General features: G+C 62.5%; 16 protein-coding genes. 7 read left to right on the top strand and 9 right to left on the bottom strand.

Annotated elements, in window-relative coordinates; translation table 11 throughout:
* The gene (locus B3361_RS08255) at positions 1 to 960 is read left to right on the top strand and encodes a glutathione S-transferase family protein (RefSeq protein ID WP_054904212.1); all 960 of its coding nucleotides are present in this window, start codon (positions 1 to 3) and stop codon (positions 958 to 960) included.
* Positions 961 to 1,081: 121 nt separating this feature from the next.
* On the opposite strand, the gene cysG is transcribed toward B3361_RS08255, so the two are convergent.
* The 6 genes from cysG to B3361_RS08225 all read right to left on the bottom strand — a co-directional run bounded on the left by cysG (position 1,082) and on the right by B3361_RS08225 (position 8,741).
* A complete protein-coding gene (cysG, locus tag B3361_RS08250) occupies positions 1,082 to 2,473 on the bottom strand; it encodes a siroheme synthase CysG (protein WP_009683104.1) in 1,392 nt (463 codons plus the stop codon).
* Complete coding sequence (gene serS / locus B3361_RS08245; protein ID WP_009683105.1) at positions 2,474 to 3,754, bottom strand: serine--tRNA ligase; 1,281 nt, start codon at positions 3,752 to 3,754, stop codon at positions 2,474 to 2,476. It lies immediately after the preceding gene.
* A gap of 30 nt (positions 3,755 to 3,784) precedes the next feature.
* Positions 3,785 to 4,159 (bottom strand): fluoride efflux transporter CrcB, encoded by a 375-nt coding sequence (crcB, locus tag B3361_RS08240; RefSeq protein WP_009683106.1) that lies wholly within the window; start codon positions 4,157 to 4,159, stop codon positions 3,785 to 3,787.
* Positions 4,156 to 5,481 (bottom strand): replication-associated recombination protein A, encoded by a 1,326-nt coding sequence (locus B3361_RS08235; protein WP_054904213.1) that lies wholly within the window; start codon positions 5,479 to 5,481, stop codon positions 4,156 to 4,158. Before B3361_RS08235 ends, crcB begins: the two co-directional genes overlap by 4 nt.
* Positions 5,482 to 5,493: 12 nt before the next feature.
* Entirely contained in the window at positions 5,494 to 6,117 is a 624-nt protein-coding gene (gene lolA / locus B3361_RS08230; protein WP_009683108.1) for an outer membrane lipoprotein chaperone LolA, read from the bottom strand.
* A gap of 62 nt (positions 6,118 to 6,179) precedes the next feature.
* Positions 6,180 to 8,741 (bottom strand): DNA translocase FtsK, encoded by a 2,562-nt coding sequence (locus B3361_RS08225; RefSeq protein ID WP_371105750.1) that lies wholly within the window; start codon positions 8,739 to 8,741, stop codon positions 6,180 to 6,182.
* Positions 8,742 to 9,064: 323 nt separating this feature from the next.
* Here B3361_RS08225 and aat point away from each other — a divergent pair, with 323 nt between their 5' ends.
* The 3 genes from aat to infA all read left to right on the top strand — a co-directional run bounded on the left by aat (position 9,065) and on the right by infA (position 10,832).
* Complete coding sequence (aat, locus tag B3361_RS08220) at positions 9,065 to 9,748, top strand: leucyl/phenylalanyl-tRNA--protein transferase (protein ID WP_054881605.1); 684 nt, start codon at positions 9,065 to 9,067, stop codon at positions 9,746 to 9,748.
* A gap of 55 nt (positions 9,749 to 9,803) precedes the next feature.
* Positions 9,804 to 10,511 (top strand): arginyltransferase, encoded by a 708-nt coding sequence (locus B3361_RS08215; RefSeq protein WP_054904215.1) that lies wholly within the window; start codon positions 9,804 to 9,806, stop codon positions 10,509 to 10,511.
* A gap of 102 nt (positions 10,512 to 10,613) precedes the next feature.
* Complete coding sequence (infA, locus tag B3361_RS08210; protein WP_002553999.1) at positions 10,614 to 10,832, top strand: translation initiation factor IF-1; 219 nt, start codon at positions 10,614 to 10,616, stop codon at positions 10,830 to 10,832.
* A gap of 84 nt (positions 10,833 to 10,916) precedes the next feature.
* Here the strand turns inward: infA and clpA are convergent, their stop codons facing one another.
* Positions 10,917 to 13,187 carry an ATP-dependent Clp protease ATP-binding subunit ClpA gene (gene clpA, locus B3361_RS08205; RefSeq protein ID WP_029887829.1) on the bottom strand — a complete coding sequence of 757 codons (2,271 nt, stop codon included), beginning with the start codon at positions 13,185 to 13,187 and terminating at the stop codon, positions 10,917 to 10,919.
* A gap of 30 nt (positions 13,188 to 13,217) precedes the next feature.
* Positions 13,218 to 13,580, bottom strand: a complete 363-nt coding sequence (clpS, locus tag B3361_RS08200) for an ATP-dependent Clp protease adapter ClpS (protein ID WP_009683116.1) — start codon at positions 13,578 to 13,580, stop codon at positions 13,218 to 13,220.
* 230 nt (positions 13,581 to 13,810) lie between these two features.
* On the opposite strand from clpS, the gene cspD reads away from it, so the two are divergent.
* Positions 13,811 to 14,071 carry a cold shock domain-containing protein CspD gene (cspD, locus tag B3361_RS08195; RefSeq protein WP_054904216.1) on the top strand — a complete coding sequence of 87 codons (261 nt, stop codon included), beginning with the start codon at positions 13,811 to 13,813 and terminating at the stop codon, positions 14,069 to 14,071.
* Between the two features lie 71 nt (positions 14,072 to 14,142).
* Here cspD and icd read toward each other — a convergent pair whose 3' ends face one another.
* Positions 14,143 to 15,399, bottom strand: a complete 1,257-nt coding sequence (gene icd, locus B3361_RS08190) for an NADP-dependent isocitrate dehydrogenase (RefSeq protein ID WP_054904217.1) — start codon at positions 15,397 to 15,399, stop codon at positions 14,143 to 14,145.
* Positions 15,400 to 15,886: 487 nt separating this feature from the next.
* Between icd and B3361_RS08185 the strand changes: the two genes are divergently transcribed.
* Both B3361_RS08185 and B3361_RS08180 read left to right on the top strand, forming a co-directional pair.
* The gene (locus B3361_RS08185; protein WP_054904218.1) at positions 15,887 to 18,112 is read left to right on the top strand and encodes an NADP-dependent isocitrate dehydrogenase; all 2,226 of its coding nucleotides are present in this window, start codon (positions 15,887 to 15,889) and stop codon (positions 18,110 to 18,112) included.
* A 195-nt stretch (positions 18,113 to 18,307) separates the two neighbouring features.
* Positions 18,308 to 18,748 carry an NUDIX hydrolase gene (locus B3361_RS08180; protein ID WP_054904219.1) on the top strand — a complete coding sequence of 147 codons (441 nt, stop codon included), beginning with the start codon at positions 18,308 to 18,310 and terminating at the stop codon, positions 18,746 to 18,748.
* The last annotated feature ends 32 nt before the right edge of the window (positions 18,749 to 18,780 follow it).

Here is an 18,780-nt window from a genome sequence, read left to right as displayed (position 1 = left end):
ATGGGCCTTTTGATCGATGGCCGCTGGCATGATCAGTGGTATGAAAACGGCAAGGACGGCACCTTCAAACGCGAAAACGCCCAGCGCCGCCATTCGTTGCCCGCCCCCGAAGCCGGCCGTTACCACCTGTACGTGTCGCTGGCCTGCCCTTGGGCGCACCGCACGTTGATCTTCCGCGCCATCAAAGGCCTGGCGCCGTTGATCGACGTTTCGGTAGTGAGCTGGCTGATGCAAGACCATGGCTGGACCTTCGACCAGCAGCAAGGCTCCAGCGGCGATCACCTCGATGCACTGCAGTACCTGCATCAGCGTTATACCCAGGACGACCCGCACTACACCGGCCGGGTGACAGTACCCGTGCTGTGGGACAAGAAAGAGAAACGCATCGTCAACAATGAGTCGGCTGAGATCATTCGCATTTTCAACAGCGCGTTCAACGCGTTGACCGGCAACACCCTCGACCTGTACCCAGCGCCGCTGCGCCCGGCCATCGAGGCGCTGAATGAACGTATCTATCCGGCGGTGAACAACGGCGTCTATCGCGCCGGCTTCGCGACTACGCAGGAGGCCTACGAGGCGGCGTTCGATGATGTGTTCAACGAACTGGATTACCTGGAAGAGCTGTTAGGCCGCAATCGCTACCTGGCGGGCGAATACCTGACTGAAGCCGATGTGCGCCTGTTCACCACGCTGGTGCGCTTCGACGCTGTGTATCACGGGCACTTCAAGTGCAACCTGCGGCGCCTCAGCGATTATCACAACCTGTCGAACTGGCTGCGTGAGCTGTACCAGTGGCCTGGGGTGGCGGGAACTGTAGATATGGAGCATATCCAGAAGCACTATTACATGAGCCACAAGACCATCAACCCGAACGGGATCGTGCCTAAGGGGCCGTTGCAGGATTTCAACCAGCCGCATGATCGGGAGCGGTTGGTGGGTAAAGGGATTTGGCAGGGTTGAGGCACTGGGGGCTGCTTTGCAGCCCATCGCGACACAAGGCCGCTCCTACAGGGGACCGCGCAGTGCCTTGGTGTAGGAGCGGCCTTGTGTCGCGATGGGCCGCAAAGCGGCCCCGGCGGTTTCAGCTGTTCTGCGAACCTTCAAACCAGGCCAGCTTGTCGCGCAACTGCACCACTTCCCCAACAATCACCAGGGTCGGCGCATGCACTTCATGCTGGGCCACCAGCTCCGGCAAATCCGCCAAGGTACCGGTGAACACCCGCTGATTACGCGTAGTGCCCTGCTGCACCAGGGCCGCCGGGGTACTGGCCGCACGCCCATGGCGAATCAGCTCTGCGCAGATCGTAGGCAAGCCCACCAAACCCATGTAGAACACCAGGGTCTGCGACGGCGCTACCAGGTCGTTCCATGGCAGGTTGCTGGTACCATCCTTGAGGTGCCCGGTCACGAAGCGCACCGACTGGGCATGGTCGCGATGGGTCAATGGAATGCCGCCATAGGCGGAACAGCCACTGGCCGCCGTAATACCCGGAACCACCTGGAAGGGGATGCCATGCTCGGCCAGCTCTTCGATCTCTTCGCCACCGCGGCCAAAGATGAACGGGTCGCCGCCCTTCAGGCGCAGCACGCGCTTGCCTTGCTGGGCCAGGTCAACCAACAGGCGGTTGATCTGGTCCTGCGGTACGGCGTGGTCAGCGCGGCGCTTGCCAACGTAGATACGCTCGGCATCACGCCGGCACATATCGATGATCGCCGGGGCCACCAGGCGGTCATACAGCACCACATCGGCCTGCTGCATGAGGCGCAAGGCGCGGAAGGTGAGCAGGTCCGGGTCGCCCGGGCCCGCACCTACCAGGTAAACCTCGCCCCCCTGCTGCACCGGCGCGCCCTCCACCATCGCCTGCAACAGGCGTTCGGCTTCGGCGCCCTGCCCGGCCAGCTGGCGCTCGGCGATCGGGCCCTGGAACACGGTCTCCCAGAAGCCACGGCGCTGGTTCACATCCGGATACAAGGACTTGACCTTGTGCCGGAACCGCGCCGCCAGCCCGGCCAGCTCACCGTAGGCAGCCGGGATCCAGGCCTCCAGCTTGGCGCGAATCAGACGCGCCAGCACCGGAGCATCCCCGCCACTGGACACCGCAATCACCAACGGTGAACGGTCGACAATCGCCGGGAAGATCACCGTGCACAAGGCTGGCGCGTCCACCACGTTGACTGGCAGGCTGACGGCCTGCGCATCGGCCGATACCTGCGCGTTCAGCCCAGGGTCGTCAGTGGCGGCGATCACCAGCCGGCACCCGACCAGGTCGGCGGCCTGGTAGCCACGCACCAGCACCTCACCGCCACCTTCCCGGGCCAACGCAGCCAACTGGCCGTCGACGTCCGGCGCCACCACGCGCAGCACACTCCCGGCATCGGCCAGCAAGCGCGCCTTGCGCAAGGCGATCTCACCGCCGCCGACGACCAGTACACGGCCGCCCTGCAGCTTGTGGAACAGCGGCAGATAATCCATTTAGCGGATGACCTCGACGCCGCCCATGTAAGGCTTCAGCACCTCTGGCACGCGGATCGAGCCGTCGGCCTGCTGGTAGTTTTCCAGCACCGCCACCAAGGTACGGCCAACCGCCAGGCCGGACCCGTTGAGGGTGTGTACCAGTTCTGGCTTGCCGGTTTCCGGGTTACGCCAGCGGGCCTGCATGCGGCGCGCCTGGAAGTCGCCGCAGTTGGAGCACGAGCTGATTTCACGGTACTTGTCCTGGCTCGGCACCCACACTTCCAGGTCATAGGTTTTCACCGCGCCGAAGCCCATGTCGCCGGTGCACAGGGCCAGCACGCGGTACGGCAACTCCAGCAGCTGCAGCACGCGCTCGGCGTTGGCCGTCAGCCCTTCCAGGGCTTCCATCGATTTCGCCGGCTCGACCACCTGCACCATCTCGACCTTGTCGAACTGGTGCTGACGGATCATGCCGCGGGTGTCCCGGCCGGAAGCGCCCGCTTCACTGCGGAAGCACGGGGTGTGGGCAACCAGCTTCAGCGGCAGTTGCTTGGCGTCCAGAATTGCGCCTGCCACCAGGTTGGTCAGCGACACCTCGGCAGTCGGGATCAGGTAGAAGTCAGCCTCGCCTTCGCGGGTGATCTTGAACAGGTCTTCTTCGAACTTCGGCAACTGGCCAGTGCCCTGCAGCGCTGGGGCCTGCACCAGGTACGGGGTGTAGTGTTCCTCGTAACCGTGCTCACCGGTGTGCAGGTTGATCATGAACTGCGCCAGGGCGCGGTGCAGGCGGGCAATCGGCCCGCGCAGCACGGCAAAGCGTGCGCCGGACAGCTTGGCAGCGGCCTCGAAGTCCAGGCCACCGCTGAGTTCACCCAGGGCAACGTGGTCCTTGATGTCGAAATCGAAGGTTTGCGGGGTGCCCCAACGGCGCACTTCAACGTTGTCGTCTTCGCTGGCACCGACCGGTACGCTGGCATCCGGCAAGTTGGGGATGGTCAGCAGGATGCCGTCCAGTTCGGCCTGGATCTCGTCCAGTTCGGCCTTGCCGGCCGCCAGCTCATTGGCCATGCGCTCGACATCGGCCATCAGTGGGGCGATGTCCTCGCCTTTGGCTTTGGCCTGGCCGATGGACTTGGAACGGGCGTTACGCTCGGCCTGCAGTTGCTCGGTACGGGTCTGCACCGCCTTGCGGCGTTCTTCCAGTGATTCGATGCGCGCGACATCCAGGCTGAAGCCACGGGAGGCCAGGCGATCCGCCACTTCCTGAAGTTGGCCGCGTAACAGTTTGGAATCGAGCATATCGTTCTCTCGTTATAGGTAGGTGTTGGTTCAGAAACGGGTCAGGGACAGGCCGGCCCAGGTCGCGAGCAGCCCGCCCACTACGCTGATACTGGTATAGCCCAAGGCCAGCGGTACTTGCCCGCTTTCCATCAGGCGCACGGTGTCGAGCGAAAAAGAGGAAAAAGTCGTAAGGCCACCAAGGAAGCCGACGATCAAGCCGGCGCGCAACTCGACCGGCGCCAGTGGCTTGTGCAGGAACAAGCCGTAAAGCAGGCCGATCAGCAGGCAGCCAACCAGGTTGACCGCCAGCGTACCGGCATAGAAGTGCCGTGGCCAGTGGGCGGTGACCCAATTGGCGGTGGCAAAGCGCAGCAACGTACCGGCGACGCCCCCGGCACTTACGGCAGCGATCAAGGCAATCATGGTTTTCTCCGCTGACGGGGGCTGTTGCGGTCCAGGTCGGCCAGGTGGCGCAGCTTCTCGCCGATTTTCAGTTCCAGGCCGCGCGGCACCGGCTGGTAGTACTGGCGTGGCTCGAGTGCATCGGGGAAGTAGTCCTCACCGGCCGCATAGGCGTCGGGCTCGTCATGGGCGTAGCGGTACTCGTCGCCGTAACCCAGTTGCTTCATGAGCTTGGTGGGCGCATTGCGCAAGTGCAGTGGCACTTCCAGCGAGCCATGCTCGGCGGCTTCGCGCAGGGCGGTCTTGAAGCCCATGTACACCGCGTTGCTCTTCGGCGCACAGGCGAGGTAGGTAATGGCCTGGGCCACCGCCAGCTCGCCTTCGGGGCTGCCCAGGCGCTCTTGTACATCCCAGGCGGCCAGGCACAAGCCGAGTGCCCGCGGGTCGGCGTTGCCAATGTCTTCGCTGGCCATGCGCACCACACGGCGGGCGATGTACAGCGGGTCGCAGCCGCCGTCGAGCATGCGCGCGAACCAGTACAGCGCGCCGTCCGGGTTGGAACCGCGTACCGATTTGTGCAGCGCGGAAATCTGGTCGTAGAAGGCTTCGCCGCCCTTGTCGAAACGGCGACGGCTGTCGCCCAACAGGCTCTGCAGCATCTCGACGTCGATTTCACTGCCGTCTTCGGCCAGGTCCGAGGCATTTTCGAGAAAATTGAGCATGCGCCGGCCATCGCCGTCTGCGGCGGCCATCAGCATCTTGAAGGCATCGTCGCCCACCCGCAGGTTGCGCTTGCCCAAGCCACGCTCCTCGGTGAGGGCGCGGTCGACCAGCTTGCGCAACGCCGCCTCGTCCAGGCTCTTGAGCACGTACACCCGCGCCCGCGACAACAGTGCGTTGTTAAGCTCGAACGAGGGGTTTTCGGTGGTGGCGCCAATGAACAGCAGGGTGCCGTCTTCCACGTAGGGCAAGAAGGCATCCTGCTGCGACTTGTTGAAGCGGTGCACCTCGTCGACGAAGAGAATGGTGCGGCGGCCGTATTGCCCTGCCTGCTGCTTGGCAACCTCCACCGCCTGGCGAATTTCCTTCACCCCGGCCAGTACCGCCGACACGGTTTCGAAATGCGCATCACAGAACTGCGCCAGCAGCCGCGCCAGGGTGGTTTTGCCTACCCCTGGCGGGCCCCAGAAGATCATCGAGTGCAGCGCGCCTTGCTCCAATGCCTCGCGCAGCGGTTTGCCGCGCGCCAGCAGGTGCTCCTGGCCTACGTACTCGTCCAGGTTGGACGGGCGCAGGCGGGCCGCCAGAGGCTGGGCGACAGGTTCGCTTCGAAACAGGTCCATGGCGAGCTCTGGTTACTCCTTGATCACGTCCGCGCCTTTGGGAATGTCGAACTTGAACCTGCTGTCCGGCACCGCCTGGTTGGCCTTGACGCCATTGAACAGGATGTTGGTGCGCTGGCCGACGCTGTCGATCAGCTGCATGTCATTGATCAGGCCCTTGCGGAACGACACGCGCAGCGAGTCGAACAAGGTGTCCTTGGTTTTCGGCTTGAGGGTGAAGTCCATGACTTCGCCCTGCTCCTTCGAGGTGATGTCGAAACTCTGGCTGATTTTCGATACATCACCCGACAGCAGCAGCGCCGGGGTCTGGTTCAGGCGCACGTCGAGCTTCTTGATGGTGGCCTGTTCCAGGTCCGGGTCCCACAGGGTGACGTTCTTGCCGTCCGACACCACCACTTGCTCCTGCGGTGCGTCGGTATGCCAGTAGAACAGGCCCGGACGCTTGACGGTCATCTTGCCCGAGGTTTCCTGCAGGCTGGTGCCATCGGCGCCCAAGGTCAGCTGGGAGAAATTGGCCTCGATGGTCTGTGACTTTTCCAGCAACTGGGTCAGGCGTTGCACATCCTGCTCACCGGCATAAGCGGTAACCGAGCCCAGGGTCAGGGCAGAAACCAACAGCATGCGAATCGCGCGCATGGGAATCCTCATTGAGCATTGAAAGGGCCGGGCACCAACACTGGCGCCCGGCAGGGTGTTCATCAGTCGCGCGGGCCGCCTGGGGCAATTACTTCCCGCGAGCCGTTGCTGTTCATCGGGGTAACGACGCCGGCCATTTCCATCGACTCGATCATGCGGGCGGCACGGTTGTAGCCGATCTTCAGTTTGCGCTGTACCGCAGAAATGGAAGCACGACGGCTCTCGAGCACGAACTGCACCGCTTCATCATACAGCGCATCGGTTTCGGCATCGTCGCCATCACCGCCACCGCCGCCGCCGTCGAAGCCGCTGCCGGCTTCTTCCACGCCATTGAGAATGTCGTCGTTGTAGTCTGGGGCGCCGCGCAGCTTCCACGCCTCGACCGTGCGGTGCACCTCGTCGTCGGAAACGAACGCGCCATGCACCCGGATCGGCAGGCTGGTGCCCGGCGGCATGTACAGCATGTCACCGTGGCCCAGCAGTTGTTCGGCACCGCCCTGGTCGATGATGGTCCGCGAGTCGATCTTGCTCGACACCTGGAAGGCCATGCGGGTCGGGATGTTGGCCTTGATCAGACCGGTGATCACGTCCACCGAGGGGCGCTGGGTGGCGAGGATAAGGTGAATGCCCGCCGCACGCGCTTTCTGCGCGATACGGGCGATCAGTTCTTCGACCTTCTTGCCGACAATCATCATCATGTCGGCGAATTCGTCGACCACCACCACGATGGTCGGCAGGGTTTTCAGCGCCGGCGGCTCGTCGTCCATGCTTTCGCGGCGGTACAGCGGGTCGTGGATGATTTCCCCGGCTTCCTGGGCATCCTTGATCTTGCGGTTGAAGCCGGCCAGGTTACGTACACCCATGGCCGCCATCAGCTTGTAGCGGCGCTCCATCTCGGCCACGCACCAGCGCAGGGCGTTGGCGGCGTCCTTCATGTCGGTGACCACCGGGCACAACAGGTGCGGAATGCCTTCGTAGATCGACAGCTCGAGCATTTTCGGGTCGATCATGATCAGCCGCGCGTCTTCCGGGCTGGACTTGAACAGGATCGACAGGATCATCGCGTTGACCCCCACCGACTTACCGGAACCCGTGGTACCGGCCACCAACAGGTGGGGCATCTTGGCCAGGTCGGTAATCACCGGCTTGCCGCCAATGTCGTGGCCCAGGGCCAGGGTGACAGGGGACTTCTGCTCATCGTACTGCGGCGTGGCCAGCACTTCGGAGAAACGCACCATCTGGCGGTTTTCGTTGGGGATCTCGATACCCACGGTGGTCTTGCCGGGGATGACCTCGACCACACGCACGCTGGTCACCGCCAGCGACCGCGCCAGGTCCTTGGCCAGGTTGGCGATACGGCTGACCTTGACGCCAGCGGCAGGCTGGATTTCGTAACGGGTGATCACCGGGCCTGGGTGGATGGAGTCCACCGAGACCTCAACGCCGAACTCCTTGAGCTTGATTTCCAGCAGCTGACCGACACCGGCCAGGGATTCTGGCGAGTACTCGATCTTCTTCTGCTCGGCCGGGTCGAGGATGGAAATAGACGGCAGCGTGCCCTCCACGGCGCTGTCGATGAACAGCGGCGTCTGCTTCTCTTTCATCACCCGCTTGCTCGGCTCTGGCGCCTTGTCTACGGCCGGGGGCACGATGGTTGGCGTGGACGACGGCACACGGGCAAGGCTTGGCTCGCGGGGCGGGACCACCGGCTCGCGGGCCAGGGCCGGTTCGCGGACCGGGGCAACGGGCTCGCGCCCGAGGGTCGGCTCGCGGGGCTCGACCACCGCCGCCGGCGCCTCTTCGCGCTTGAAGATGCGCTCACGCAGCGCCGGTTTGGCGGGTTCGCGTTTCTCGGCGACCGTTGGCGCGGCCTTCACCACGGGCTCATCCTCGCGCAACTGCGCTTCAAGGCGCTTGCGTTCGTTGCGGGCTTCCCACCAGCGATTGGCGGCGCCCTGCACCAGTTCGAACAGGTCGAGGGTGATCTTGCCCGTCAGGTCCATCACCTTGAACCATGACAGGTCGGTGAACACGGTCAGGCCGAACAGGAACAGGGCAATGAACATCAGCGTACTGCCCTGCACGTTCAGCAGGTTGCGCGCCAGGTCGCCAAGGCTCTCGCCCAGGGCGCCGCCGGCAGAAAATGGCAAGCTCGCAGGCGAATGGAAGTGGATATGCGCCAGCGCCGCCCCCGACAACACCAGGAACACCAGGCCGATCAGCCGCCAGGAAAACAGCCAGCCGCTCCAGTCCCAGGGCTGATGGCGCTGGCGGAAGATCTGCCAGGTTTTCACCGCCAGCAGCAGCGGGAAGATATAGGCGAAGTAACCCAACACCATGAACAGGATGTCGGCAAAGTAGGCACCGGCACGCCCGGCGGCGTTCTGCACCTGGTCGACGGTGGCGGTGTGGCTGAAGCCCGGATCCGAAGTGTCGTAGGTCAGCAGCGCCATCCACAGGTACAGGCACAGAGCGCCAACGGCGATCAACGCACCTTCCTTGAGGCGATAATGCAGCTGCTGCCGCCACAGGGGCACGGGCAAGGGAGCTGGGGTTGCGGTGGATTTCTTCAAAACACGTCTATTCCTGCGCGTGTTGCGCGTCCAATAGTGCTCGGCCGGCAGTGCGACCAATGAACCACTACTTTTAACATTACTGCCCGCCCACTGCCATGACGGCGCGCCATATGGCGCTCAAGCGGGGGCGACTCTCACATGCCTGCAATTTGAGCACGCATTTTCTTTCGTGACAAAGGCTTATGCTGTGTTTTTGCACAGGTATGACAGCAAATGTAGCGGATGGTGCCTGTGGTTTCATCAATGTGCAGGAAATTGCCCGAATTCCGCGGCCGTGCCGGCCCTGGCCGCCGCTGCCGGCGCTCAGCCATTGACCCTGCCGGGCGCGCACGCCATGCTGCCCGCTCCCCTCCCCCACCGCACGATAGACCATGCTCACCTGGCTGACCCGCGACTCGCTGACCTTCCCGCCCCTGGAAAAGGCCCTGCACGAACCCAACGGCCTGCTCGCCGCCGGCGGCGACCTGAGCCCCGAACGGCTGGTGCAGGCCTACCGCCATGGCTGCTTCCCCTGGTACCAGGACGGCCAGCCGATCCTGTGGTGGTCACCCGACCCGCGCACGGTGTTGCTGCCCGACCAGCTTCACGTATCGCGCTCGCTGGCCAAGCTGATGCGCCAGGGGCGCTACCAGGTCAGTTTCGACAGCGACTTCCCGGCGGTCATCGACGCCTGCGCCGCCCCCCGCGATTACGCCGACGGCACCTGGATCACCGATACCATGCGCAACGCCTACTGCGAACTGCACCGTCGCGGCATTGCCCACTCGGTCGAAGTACGCCAGCACGGCGAACTGGTCGGCGGCCTGTACGGCCTGGCCATGGGCCAGTTGTTCTTCGGCGAATCGATGTTCAGCCGCGCCGACAACGCCTCCAAGGTCGGTTTCGTGACCCTGGTCGAGCACCTGCGCCAGGCCGGCTTCGTACTGATCGATTGCCAGATGCCCACCAACCACCTGCACAGCCTCGGCGCCCATGCCATCAGCCGCGCCGAGTTCGCCCGCTACCTGGCCCGCCACCTCGACCAGCCCAACAGCGCGACCTGGGTGGTTGCCTAGGCGGTTTTCCCTGGCTGGCTTACACTTAGAACAAAGTCTCACCGAGGGGTTGATCATGACAGAGTTGGCGCGGTTGAAGTTCTATGCCACTCAACCCCACTCCTGCAGTTACCTGCCCGACGAGCAGGCAACCACGCTGTTCCTCGACCCCAGCCAGCCGATGGACGTGAACGTCTATGCCGACTTGTCGGACATGGGTTTTCGCCGCAGTGGCGACCACTTGTATCGCCCCCACTGCCAGAACTGCAACGCCTGCGTACCGGCGCGCATTCCCGCGGCCCGCTTCATTCCCAACCGCCAGCAGCGGCGCATTCTCAAGCGCAATGCCGACCTCACCGTGAGCGCAGCGCGCCCGGCGTTCAAGGAAGAGTACTTCGAGCTGTACCGGCGTTATATCGAAACCCGCCATGCCGACGGTGACATGTACCCACCCAGCCGCGACCAGTTTTCCACCTTCCTGGTGCGGGACCTGCCCTTCTGCTGGTTCTACGAATTTCGCCTGGCCGGCCGGCTGATGGCAGTGGCCGTGTGCGACGTGCTGCCCAATGGCCTGTCAGCGGTCTACACCTTCTACGAGCCCGACGAGGAGCGCCGCAGCCTGGGCCGTTTCGCCATTCTCTGGCAGATCGGCGAAGCCCTGCGCAAGGATCTGGAGGCGGTGTACCTGGGCTACTGGATCAAGAACTGCAAGAAGATGAACTACAAGACACAGTATCGGCCCATCGAATTGTTGATAAACCAGCGCTGGGTCACCCTCAACTGAAAGCATTGGCTTGACACACAGTTTTCCGGCATAATCCACGCCACTTTTTTGCCCGGTGCGGATATGCGTCGGGCCAACACTGGACACCGAGGGCTCAACTGCATGTCGAAAGAAGACAGCTTCGAAATGGAAGGTACTGTCGTCGACACCCTGCCCAACACCATGTTCCGCGTGGAGTTGGAAAACGGGCACGTCGTAACCGCGCACATCTCCGGAAAGATGCGCAAAAACTACATCCGTATTCTCACTGGCGACAAGGTCCGCGTCGAGCTGACGCCTTATGACCTGAGCAAGGGCCGCATCACCTACCGTGCGCGCTAAGCTCCAGCCATGAAAAAGCCCGGCCAAGTGCCGGGCTTTTTCATGGCTTCAAGTTTGTAAGGGGCTGCGTGGCAGCCCCATGTATCACGCTACTTCAGCCGTGGTCTCGAAGTCGAACACCAACTCGCCATCGCGCAAGTCGACGTGCACCACACCGCCATGCTCGGCCAACTCACCGAACAGGATCTCCTCGGCCAACGGCCGCTTGATCTTGTCCTGAATCAACCGCGCCATCGGCCGCGCGCCCATCTGCGCGTCATACCCCGAGGCCGCCAGCCAGCCGCGGGCCTCGTCGCTGACCTCAAGCAGCACGCGCTTGTCTTCGAGTTGCGCCTGCAGTTCGATAAGGAACTTGTCGACGATGCTCTTGATGGTTTCGGTGCTCAGGCGGCCAAACTGGATGATGGTATCCAGGCGGTTGCGGAACTCTGGCGTAAAGCTCTTGCGGATCACTTCCATCGCATCGGACGCATGGTCCTGATGGGTGAAGCCGATCGAGGCCCGCGACGCGGTTTCCGCGCCGGCGTTGGTGGTCATGATCAGGATCACGTTACGGAAGTCGGCCTTGCGCCCGTTGTTGTCGGTAAGGGTACCGTGGTCCATCACCTGCAGCAGCAGGTTGAAGACTTCCGGGTGCGCCTTCTCGATTTCGTCGAGCAGCAACACGCAGTGCGGCTGCTTGGTAATCGCCTCGGTCAGCAGACCACCCTGGTCGAACCCGACATAGCCGGGCGGTGCACCGATCAAGCGCGAAACGGTATGGCGCTCCATGTACTCGGACATATCGAAGCGCACCAGCTCCACACCCAGCGCCTTGGCCAATTGCCGGGCCGCTTCGGTCTTGCCGACGCCGGTAGGGCCGGCAAACAGGAACGAACCCACTGGCTTGTCAGGTGCCTTGAGGCCGGCACGCGACAGCTTGATGGCCGTGGACAGCGAATCGATGGCCTGGTCCTGACCGAAGACGGTCAGCTTCAGGTCGCGCTCCAGGTTACGCAGCAGTTCCTTGTCGGAGCTGCTGACATGCTTCGGGGGAATTCGCGCAATCTTGGCGACGATATCCTCCACCTGCGGCACGTCGATGCGCTTGACGCGGCTGGCTTCCGGCTGCAGGCGCTGGTAGGCGCCAGCCTCGTCGATCACGTCGATGGCCTTGTCCGGCATGTGCCGGTCATTGATGTAGCGCGAGGCCAGCTCGGCGGCGGCGCGCAGGGCTTCGTCGCTGTACTCGATATTGTGGTGGCTTTCGAACCGCCCTTTCAGGCCACGCAGGATGCCCACGGTGTCTTCAACCGAGGGTTCGCTGACGTCTACCTTCTGGAAGCGCCGCGCCAAGGCACGGTCCTTCTCGAAGATGCCACGAAATTCCTGGAAGGTCGTGGAGCCGATGCAGCGGATTTCACCCGAAGACAACAGCGGCTTGAGCAGGTTGGACGCATCCATTACCCCACCCGACGCCGCACCGGCACCGATGATGGTGTGGATCTCATCGATGAACAGAATGGCCTGAGGCCGCTTGCGCAGCTCGCCAAGCAGCGCCTTGAAGCGCTTCTCGAAGTCGCCGCGGTACTTGGTACCGGCCAGCAGCGCGCCCAGGTCGAGCGAGTACACCACGCTCTGTGCCAGCAGGTCAGGCACCTGGCCATCGACAATACGCTTGGCCAGCCCTTCGGCAATCGCCGTTTTGCCCACCCCGGCCTCACCCACCAGCAGCGGGTTGTTCTTGCGGCGGCGGGCAAGGATCTGCGCAACGCGCTCCACTTCCTGCTCGCGGCCAACCAGCGGGTCGATGCGGCCAGCACGCGCCAGCTCGTTGAGGTTGCTGGCATAGGCGTCCAGCGGGTTGCTGGAAGAAGAGGTTTCACCACCCTCTTCGTCCTGCATGTCCTGGTCGCTCTCGGATTGCGAGCCATGCCCCGGCACCTTGGAGATGCCATGGGCGATGTAGTTGACCACATCGATGCGGGCCACGCTTTGCTGCTTGAGCAGGAACACGGCCTGGCTTTCCTGTTCGCTGAAGATCGCCACCAGTACGTTGGCGCCGGTCACTTCACGCTTGCCAGAGCTTTGTACGTGGAACACGGCGCGTTGCAGCACACGCTGGAAGCCCAGGGTTGGCTGGGTTTCCCTGTCTTCATCGTTGACAGGAATCAGCGGCGTGGTCGAATCGATGAACTCTTGCAGGTCGTGCTTGAGCTTGTCGAGATTGGCGCCACAGGCGCGCAGAACGGTCGCGGCAGCCTCATTGTCCAGGAGTGCCAGCAGCAGATGTTCGACGGTCATGAATTCATGACGCTTCGAACGGGCCTCCTTGAAGGCAAGATTGAGGGTGACTTCGAGCTCGCGGTTTAACATAGCTTCACCTCATACCCAAGTGGTCGGCGATTAACCGTCCTTCTCGATTTCACAGAGTAGCGGATGCTGGCTTTCCCTGGCGTATTGGTTGACCTGCATAGCCTTCGTTTCGGCGATGTCACGGGTAAACAATCCGCACACTGCCCGCCCCTCGGTATGGACGGTCAGCATGATCTTGGTCGCCAGCTCGCGGTTCAGACTGAAGAACGTCTCGAGCACTTCGACGACGAAATCCATCGGTGTGTAGTCATCGTTGAACAAAACCACCTTGTACATCGGTGGCGCCTGCAGGATCGGCTTGGCTTCCTGAACCGCCAGACCGGAGCCATCGTCCTCATTCGATTGAGGACGATCCTGATTGAATGTTAGTCGAATCTGGCTGTGTGCATGCATGGAAAGAATTTCATCACATCGACAGGTTAAGGTTGTGGGTTGACCCTGCGAACGGCCATTGGTGCAGCCGCTGCATGACCTTGACTATCGGCAAAACGGTGTTACAACCAATAGGAACCCACCGTGGTCGATAAAGATCCGCGCAGTCAACCAGATTTTTTCGCAAGGTTCGTATGCGGATGAAGTGGATGATACTCCAGTGATGGAGTCCTTTGCAGAGGGACATAGGGATGGCAAGCGGTAAAGTCAAGTGGTTCAACAATGCCAAGGGCTATGGATTCGTCAATGAAGAGGGCAAGAACGACGACTTGTTCGCTCATTATTCAGCCATCCAGATGGACGGGTACAAGACGCTCAAGGCCGGCCAAGCCGTGACCTTCGATGTCATCCAAGGCCCGAAAGGTTTACATGCCGTCAACATCAGAAGTGCATCCACGGCTGCGCCCGCGCCGGCCAGTGCACAGCCCGTGGGCAGCACGGCCGACGCCTGACCGACTGCCCTGCCAGCGGTAAACGATAAGAAAGGCCGCTTCTTTACCAGAAGCGGCCGTTTCACATTCGCTTACATATGTTTGATCATGGCATCGCCGAAGCCCGAACTTCCCACCAGCGTGGCACCGTCCATCAGGCGCTCGAAGTCGTAAGTCACGGTCTTGGCCGCAATCGCGCCATTGGTGCCTTTGATGATCAGGTCGGCGGCCTCGGTCCAGCCCATGTGGCGCAGCATCATTTCTGCCGAAAGAATCACCGAACCCGGGTTGACCTTGTCCTGCCCGGCATACTTGGGCGCCGTGCCGTGGGTAGCCTCGAACATGGCCACGGTGTCGGACAGGTTGGCCCCCGGGGCGATACCGATGCCGCCCACCTCCGCCGCCAGGGCGTCAGACAAATAGTCGCCATTGAGGTTGAGCGTGGCGATGACATCGTACTCGGCCGGGCGTAGCAGGATCTGCTGGAGCATGGCGTCGGCAATCGCGTCCTTGACGATGACTTCGCGGCCGGTCTTGGGGTTGTTGAACTTCATCCACGGCCCGCCGTCGAGCAACTCGGCACCGAACTCGTCACGCGCCACTTCGTAGCCCCAGTCCTTGAAGGCACCTTCGGTGAACTTCATGATGTTGCCCTTGTGCACCAGCGTCAGCGACTCGCGGTCGTTATCCACCACATATTGCAGGGCTTTGCGTACCAGACGCTTGGTCCCTTCGCGGGAAACCGGCTTGATACCAATGCCGCAGTCCTGGTCGAAACGGATCTTGGTAACGCCCATTTCCTCCTTGAGGAACTTGATCACCTTGTCTGCTTCCGGCGAACCGGCCTTCCATTCGATGCCGGCATAGATGTCTTCGGAGTTTTCCCGGAAGATCACCATGTCGACATCCCCCGGTTTTTTCACCGGGCTTGGCACGCCCTGGAACCACAGCACAGGGCGCAGGCACACATACAGGTCCAGCTGCTGGCGCAAAGCCACGTTCAGCGAACGGATGCCGCCACCCACCGGGGTAGTCAGCGGGCCCTTGATCGACACCACATACTCACGCACGGCGTCGAGGGTTTCCTGCGGCAGCCAGGTGTCCTGGTCGTAGACCTGGGTGGCCTTTTCGCCGGCGTACACCTCCATCCAGGCGATCTTGCGCTTGCCGCCATAGGCTTTCTGCACAGCGGCATCGACCACCTTGATCATCACCGGTGAGACGTCAACGCCGATCCCGTCGCCTTCGATGTAGGGAATGATCGGCTGGTCGGGCACGTTGAGCGAATGGTCTGCATTGACGGTGATCTTGGCGCCGTCGGTCGGAACCTTGATTTTCTGGTATGCCATGCTTGCACTACTCCGCTATCGGGTGTGGGTTGGACATCAAGCGTAGCAATGAGCCTAAACCACATCTGCCGACCTGCAAGCTGACGGCGGGGGCGCGGGCGCGCCCGCGCAGAACACCTCGCCAGCACTGCGGCATTACGCCACATTGCCCCTCAGTCTTTGGTCTTATAAATGGGCCGATATCACTTGGCCTTGCTGATTAGGCCAAATGGTTTGGTATACTCCGCCGCGACCGTTGGGTCATCGGGGCGAATCCCAGGAAAATGCGGACCGCCCTGGGCCGTGATCGGCCGAAAAGCCGGGCCTTTTCCGCCTGGCTGCCAAAGCCTGGGCTGTTACCGCAGTTCAGCACTTGACGCTCGACTGATGCATCCACCATCACCGCTCGCAGCTTCTCGACTTTCCGCTCATGGCTTGCCAGGGCGATGCGCCTTACCCTGCGCACCACGAGACTCGAGCACGCTCAGCACACAGAGAGTTAACCCGCATGCCCACCCGTTCCAAGATCATCTATACCTTCACCGACGAAGCCCCTGCCCTCGCCACCTACTCGCTGCTGCCGATCATCGAAGCGTTCACCGCTTCGGCTGACATCGCTGTCGAAACTCGCGACATCTCCCTGGCTGGCCGTATCCTTGCCGCCTTCCCGGAGCAACTGGGCGCAGAGAAGCAAGTAGGCGATCACCTGGCGGAACTGGGCCAGCTGGCTACCACCCCCGAAGCCAACATCATCAAGCTGCCGAACATCAGCGCCTCGGTACCGCAGCTCAAAGCCGCGATCAAGGAGCTGCAAGGCAAGGGCTACAACATCCCTGACTACGCCGACGAGCCGGCCACCGAGCAAGAGAAAGAATCCCGCGCCCGCTACGACCGCATCAAAGGTTCGGCCGTGAACCCGGTCCTGCGTGAAGGCAACTCCGACCGCCGCGCACCGCTGTCGGTCAAGAACTACGCGCGCAAGCACCCGCACAAGATGGGCGCCTGGGCCGCCGACTCCAAGTCGCACGTCGCCCACATGACCCAAGGCGACTTCTACGGCAGCGAAAAGGCTGCATTGATCGAAGCTGACGACAGCGTACGTATCGAACTGGTCGGCAAAGACGGCAGCACCACCGTGCTGAAGGAAAAGACCGCGGTCAAGGCTGCCGAAGTCATCGACTGCGCAACCATGAGCCGCAAGGCCCTGAAGGCCTTCATCGCCGAGCAGATCGCCGACGCCAAGGCCACCGGCGTGCTGCTGTCGGTACACCTGAAAGCCACCATGATGAAGGTCTCCGACCCGATCATGTTCGGCGTCATCGTCGAAGAGTTCTACAACGACGTGCTGGCCAAGCACGCCGCCGCCCTGGCCGAAGTGGGCTTCAACGCCAACAACGGCATCGGCGACCTGTACGCCCGCATCAAGGACCTGCCAGCTGACAAGCAGGCCGAGATCGAAGCCGATATCCAGGCCCTGTACGCCCAGCGCCCGGCCCTGGCCATGGTCAACTCCGACAAGGGCATCACCAATCTGCACGTACCGAGCGACGTGATCGTCGACGCCTCGATGCCGGCCATGATCCGTGACTCGGGCAAGATGTGGAACACCGCTGGCGAGCTGCAAGACGCCAAGGCAGTGATCCCGGACCGTTGCTACGCCGGCATCTACCAGGCCACCATCGAAGACTGCAAGGCCAACGGCGCCTTCGACCCTACCACCATGGGCAGCGTGCCGAACGTTGGCCTGATGGCGCAGAAAGCCGAAGAGTACGGTTCCCACGACAAGACCTTCCAGGTCAAGGCCGACGGCGTGGTTCGCGTGGTCGACAGCAAGGGCAACGTGGTTCTGGAGCAGAACGTCGAGGCCGGTGACATCTTCCGCATGTGCCAGACCAAGGACGCGCCGATCCAGGACTGGGTCAAGCTGGCCGTCAACCGTGCCCGCCTGAGCAACACCCCAGCGGTGTTCTGGCTGGACCCGGCCCGTGCCCACGACGGCGTGATGATCGAGAAGGTGCAAAAGTACCTGAAGGATCACGACACCACCGGCCTGGACATTCGTGTCATGGCCCCGGTCGACGCCATCAAGTTCTCCCTGGCCCGCATTCGCGAAGGCAAGGACACCATCTCGGTTACCGGTAACGTACTGCGCGACTACCTGACCGACCTGTTCCCGATCATGGAACTGGGCACCAGCGCCAAGATGCTGTCGATCGTGCCGCTGATGAGTGGTGGCGGCCTGTTCGAAACCGGCGCCGGCGGCTCGGCCCCCAAGCACGTGCAGCAGCTGGTCGAAGAGAACTTCCTGCGTTGGGACTCGCTGGGTGAATTCCTGGCCCTGGCCGCTTCCCTGGAGCACCTGGGCAACACCTACGACAACCCGCGCGCCAAGGTTCTGGCCAGCACCCTGGACCAGGCAACCGGCAAGTTCCTCGACACCAACAAGTCGCCATCGCGCAAAGTCGGCGGTATCGACAACCGCGGCAGCCACTTCTACCTGACCCTGTACTGGGCCCAGGCCCTGGCTGCACAGAGCGACGACGCCGCCCTGCAGGCACGCTTCGCCCCACTGGCCAAGACCCTGACCGAGAACGAGGAGACCATCGTCGCCGAGCTCAACGCCGTTCAGGGCAAGCCAGCCGACATCGGTGGCTACTACGCCCCGGATGCCGAGCTGACCGCCAAGGTGATGCGCCCAAGCCAGACCCTGAACAGCGCCATCGCCGCCCTGTAAGGTCCGCTTGACGTAACAGCACAAACCCCGGCCACGCACCGGGGTTTGTGCTTTTTCAGCTGTAAGTTTCAAGCTACAAGCTACAAGCTACAAGTCGAAGCGGTACGCGGATTGCTTCAACTTGCTACTTGCCACTTGCCACTTGCCACTTGCCACTTGCCACTTGCCACTTGCTACTTAGGGAGAGAATCGACCGTGTCATGGCAACCCCACATCACCGTCGCCACCATCGTCGAGCAGGACGGCAAATTCCTGTTCGTCGAAGAATTCAAAGCCGACCGGCACGTCTTCAACCAGCCCGCCGGGCACCTGGAAGCCAACGAGACCCTGCCCCAGGCCGCCCTGCGCGAAACCCTGGAAGAAACCGCCTGGGAAGTCGAGCTCACCGGCGTGGTCGGCATCTACCTGTACACTGCGCCCAGCAACGGCGTGACCTACCAGCGCATCTGCTTTGCCGCCCGCCCCGTGCGCCACCATGCCGACCTGGCCCTGGACAGCGACATCGTCCGCGCTGTCTGGCTGACCCGCGAAGAGCTGCTGGCCGACCCCACCCGCTGGCGCAGCGAGCTGGTGCCGCGCTGCCTGGACGACTACCTTGCAGGCCCGCTGCACAGCCTTGCGCTGCTGCGCGACTGACGTAGCGCCGCGGCTTTGATAGAATCGGCGTT

It is taken from the genome of Pseudomonas sp. UBA6699 (genome assembly GCF_002454615.1).
Classification (GTDB): domain Bacteria; phylum Pseudomonadota; class Gammaproteobacteria; order Pseudomonadales; family Pseudomonadaceae; genus Aquipseudomonas; species Aquipseudomonas juntendi.
The sequence above is the reverse complement of the archived record's forward strand: the minus strand, read 5'-3'. Positions and strand labels throughout refer to the sequence as shown.

Excerpts from the sequence above, each read along its gene's own strand:
- B3361_RS08255 (WP_054904212.1), top strand. The coding sequence starts at position 1 with ATGGGCCTTTTGATCGATGGCCGCTGGCATGATCAGTGGTATGAAAAC.
- cysG (WP_009683104.1), bottom strand. The coding sequence starts at position 2,473 with ATGGATTATCTGCCGCTGTTCCACAAGCTGCAGGGCGGCCGTGTACTG.
- serS (WP_009683105.1), bottom strand. The coding sequence starts at position 3,754 with ATGCTCGATTCCAAACTGTTACGCGGCCAACTTCAGGAAGTGGCGGAT.
- crcB (WP_009683106.1), bottom strand. The coding sequence starts at position 4,159 with ATGATTGCCTTGATCGCTGCCGTAAGTGCCGGGGGCGTCGCCGGTACG.
- B3361_RS08235 (WP_054904213.1), bottom strand. The coding sequence starts at position 5,481 with ATGGACCTGTTTCGAAGCGAACCTGTCGCCCAGCCTCTGGCGGCCCGC.
- lolA (WP_009683108.1), bottom strand. The coding sequence starts at position 6,117 with ATGCGCGCGATTCGCATGCTGTTGGTTTCTGCCCTGACCCTGGGCTCG.
- aat (WP_054881605.1), top strand. The coding sequence starts at position 9,065 with ATGCTCACCTGGCTGACCCGCGACTCGCTGACCTTCCCGCCCCTGGAA.
- B3361_RS08215 (WP_054904215.1), top strand. The coding sequence starts at position 9,804 with ATGACAGAGTTGGCGCGGTTGAAGTTCTATGCCACTCAACCCCACTCC.
- infA (WP_002553999.1), top strand. The coding sequence starts at position 10,614 with ATGTCGAAAGAAGACAGCTTCGAAATGGAAGGTACTGTCGTCGACACC.
- clpA (WP_029887829.1), bottom strand. The coding sequence starts at position 13,187 with ATGTTAAACCGCGAGCTCGAAGTCACCCTCAATCTTGCCTTCAAGGAG.
- clpS (WP_009683116.1), bottom strand. The coding sequence starts at position 13,580 with ATGCATGCACACAGCCAGATTCGACTAACATTCAATCAGGATCGTCCT.
- cspD (WP_054904216.1), top strand. The coding sequence starts at position 13,811 with ATGGCAAGCGGTAAAGTCAAGTGGTTCAACAATGCCAAGGGCTATGGA.
- icd (WP_054904217.1), bottom strand. The coding sequence starts at position 15,399 with ATGGCATACCAGAAAATCAAGGTTCCGACCGACGGCGCCAAGATCACC.
- B3361_RS08185 (WP_054904218.1), top strand. The coding sequence starts at position 15,887 with ATGCCCACCCGTTCCAAGATCATCTATACCTTCACCGACGAAGCCCCT.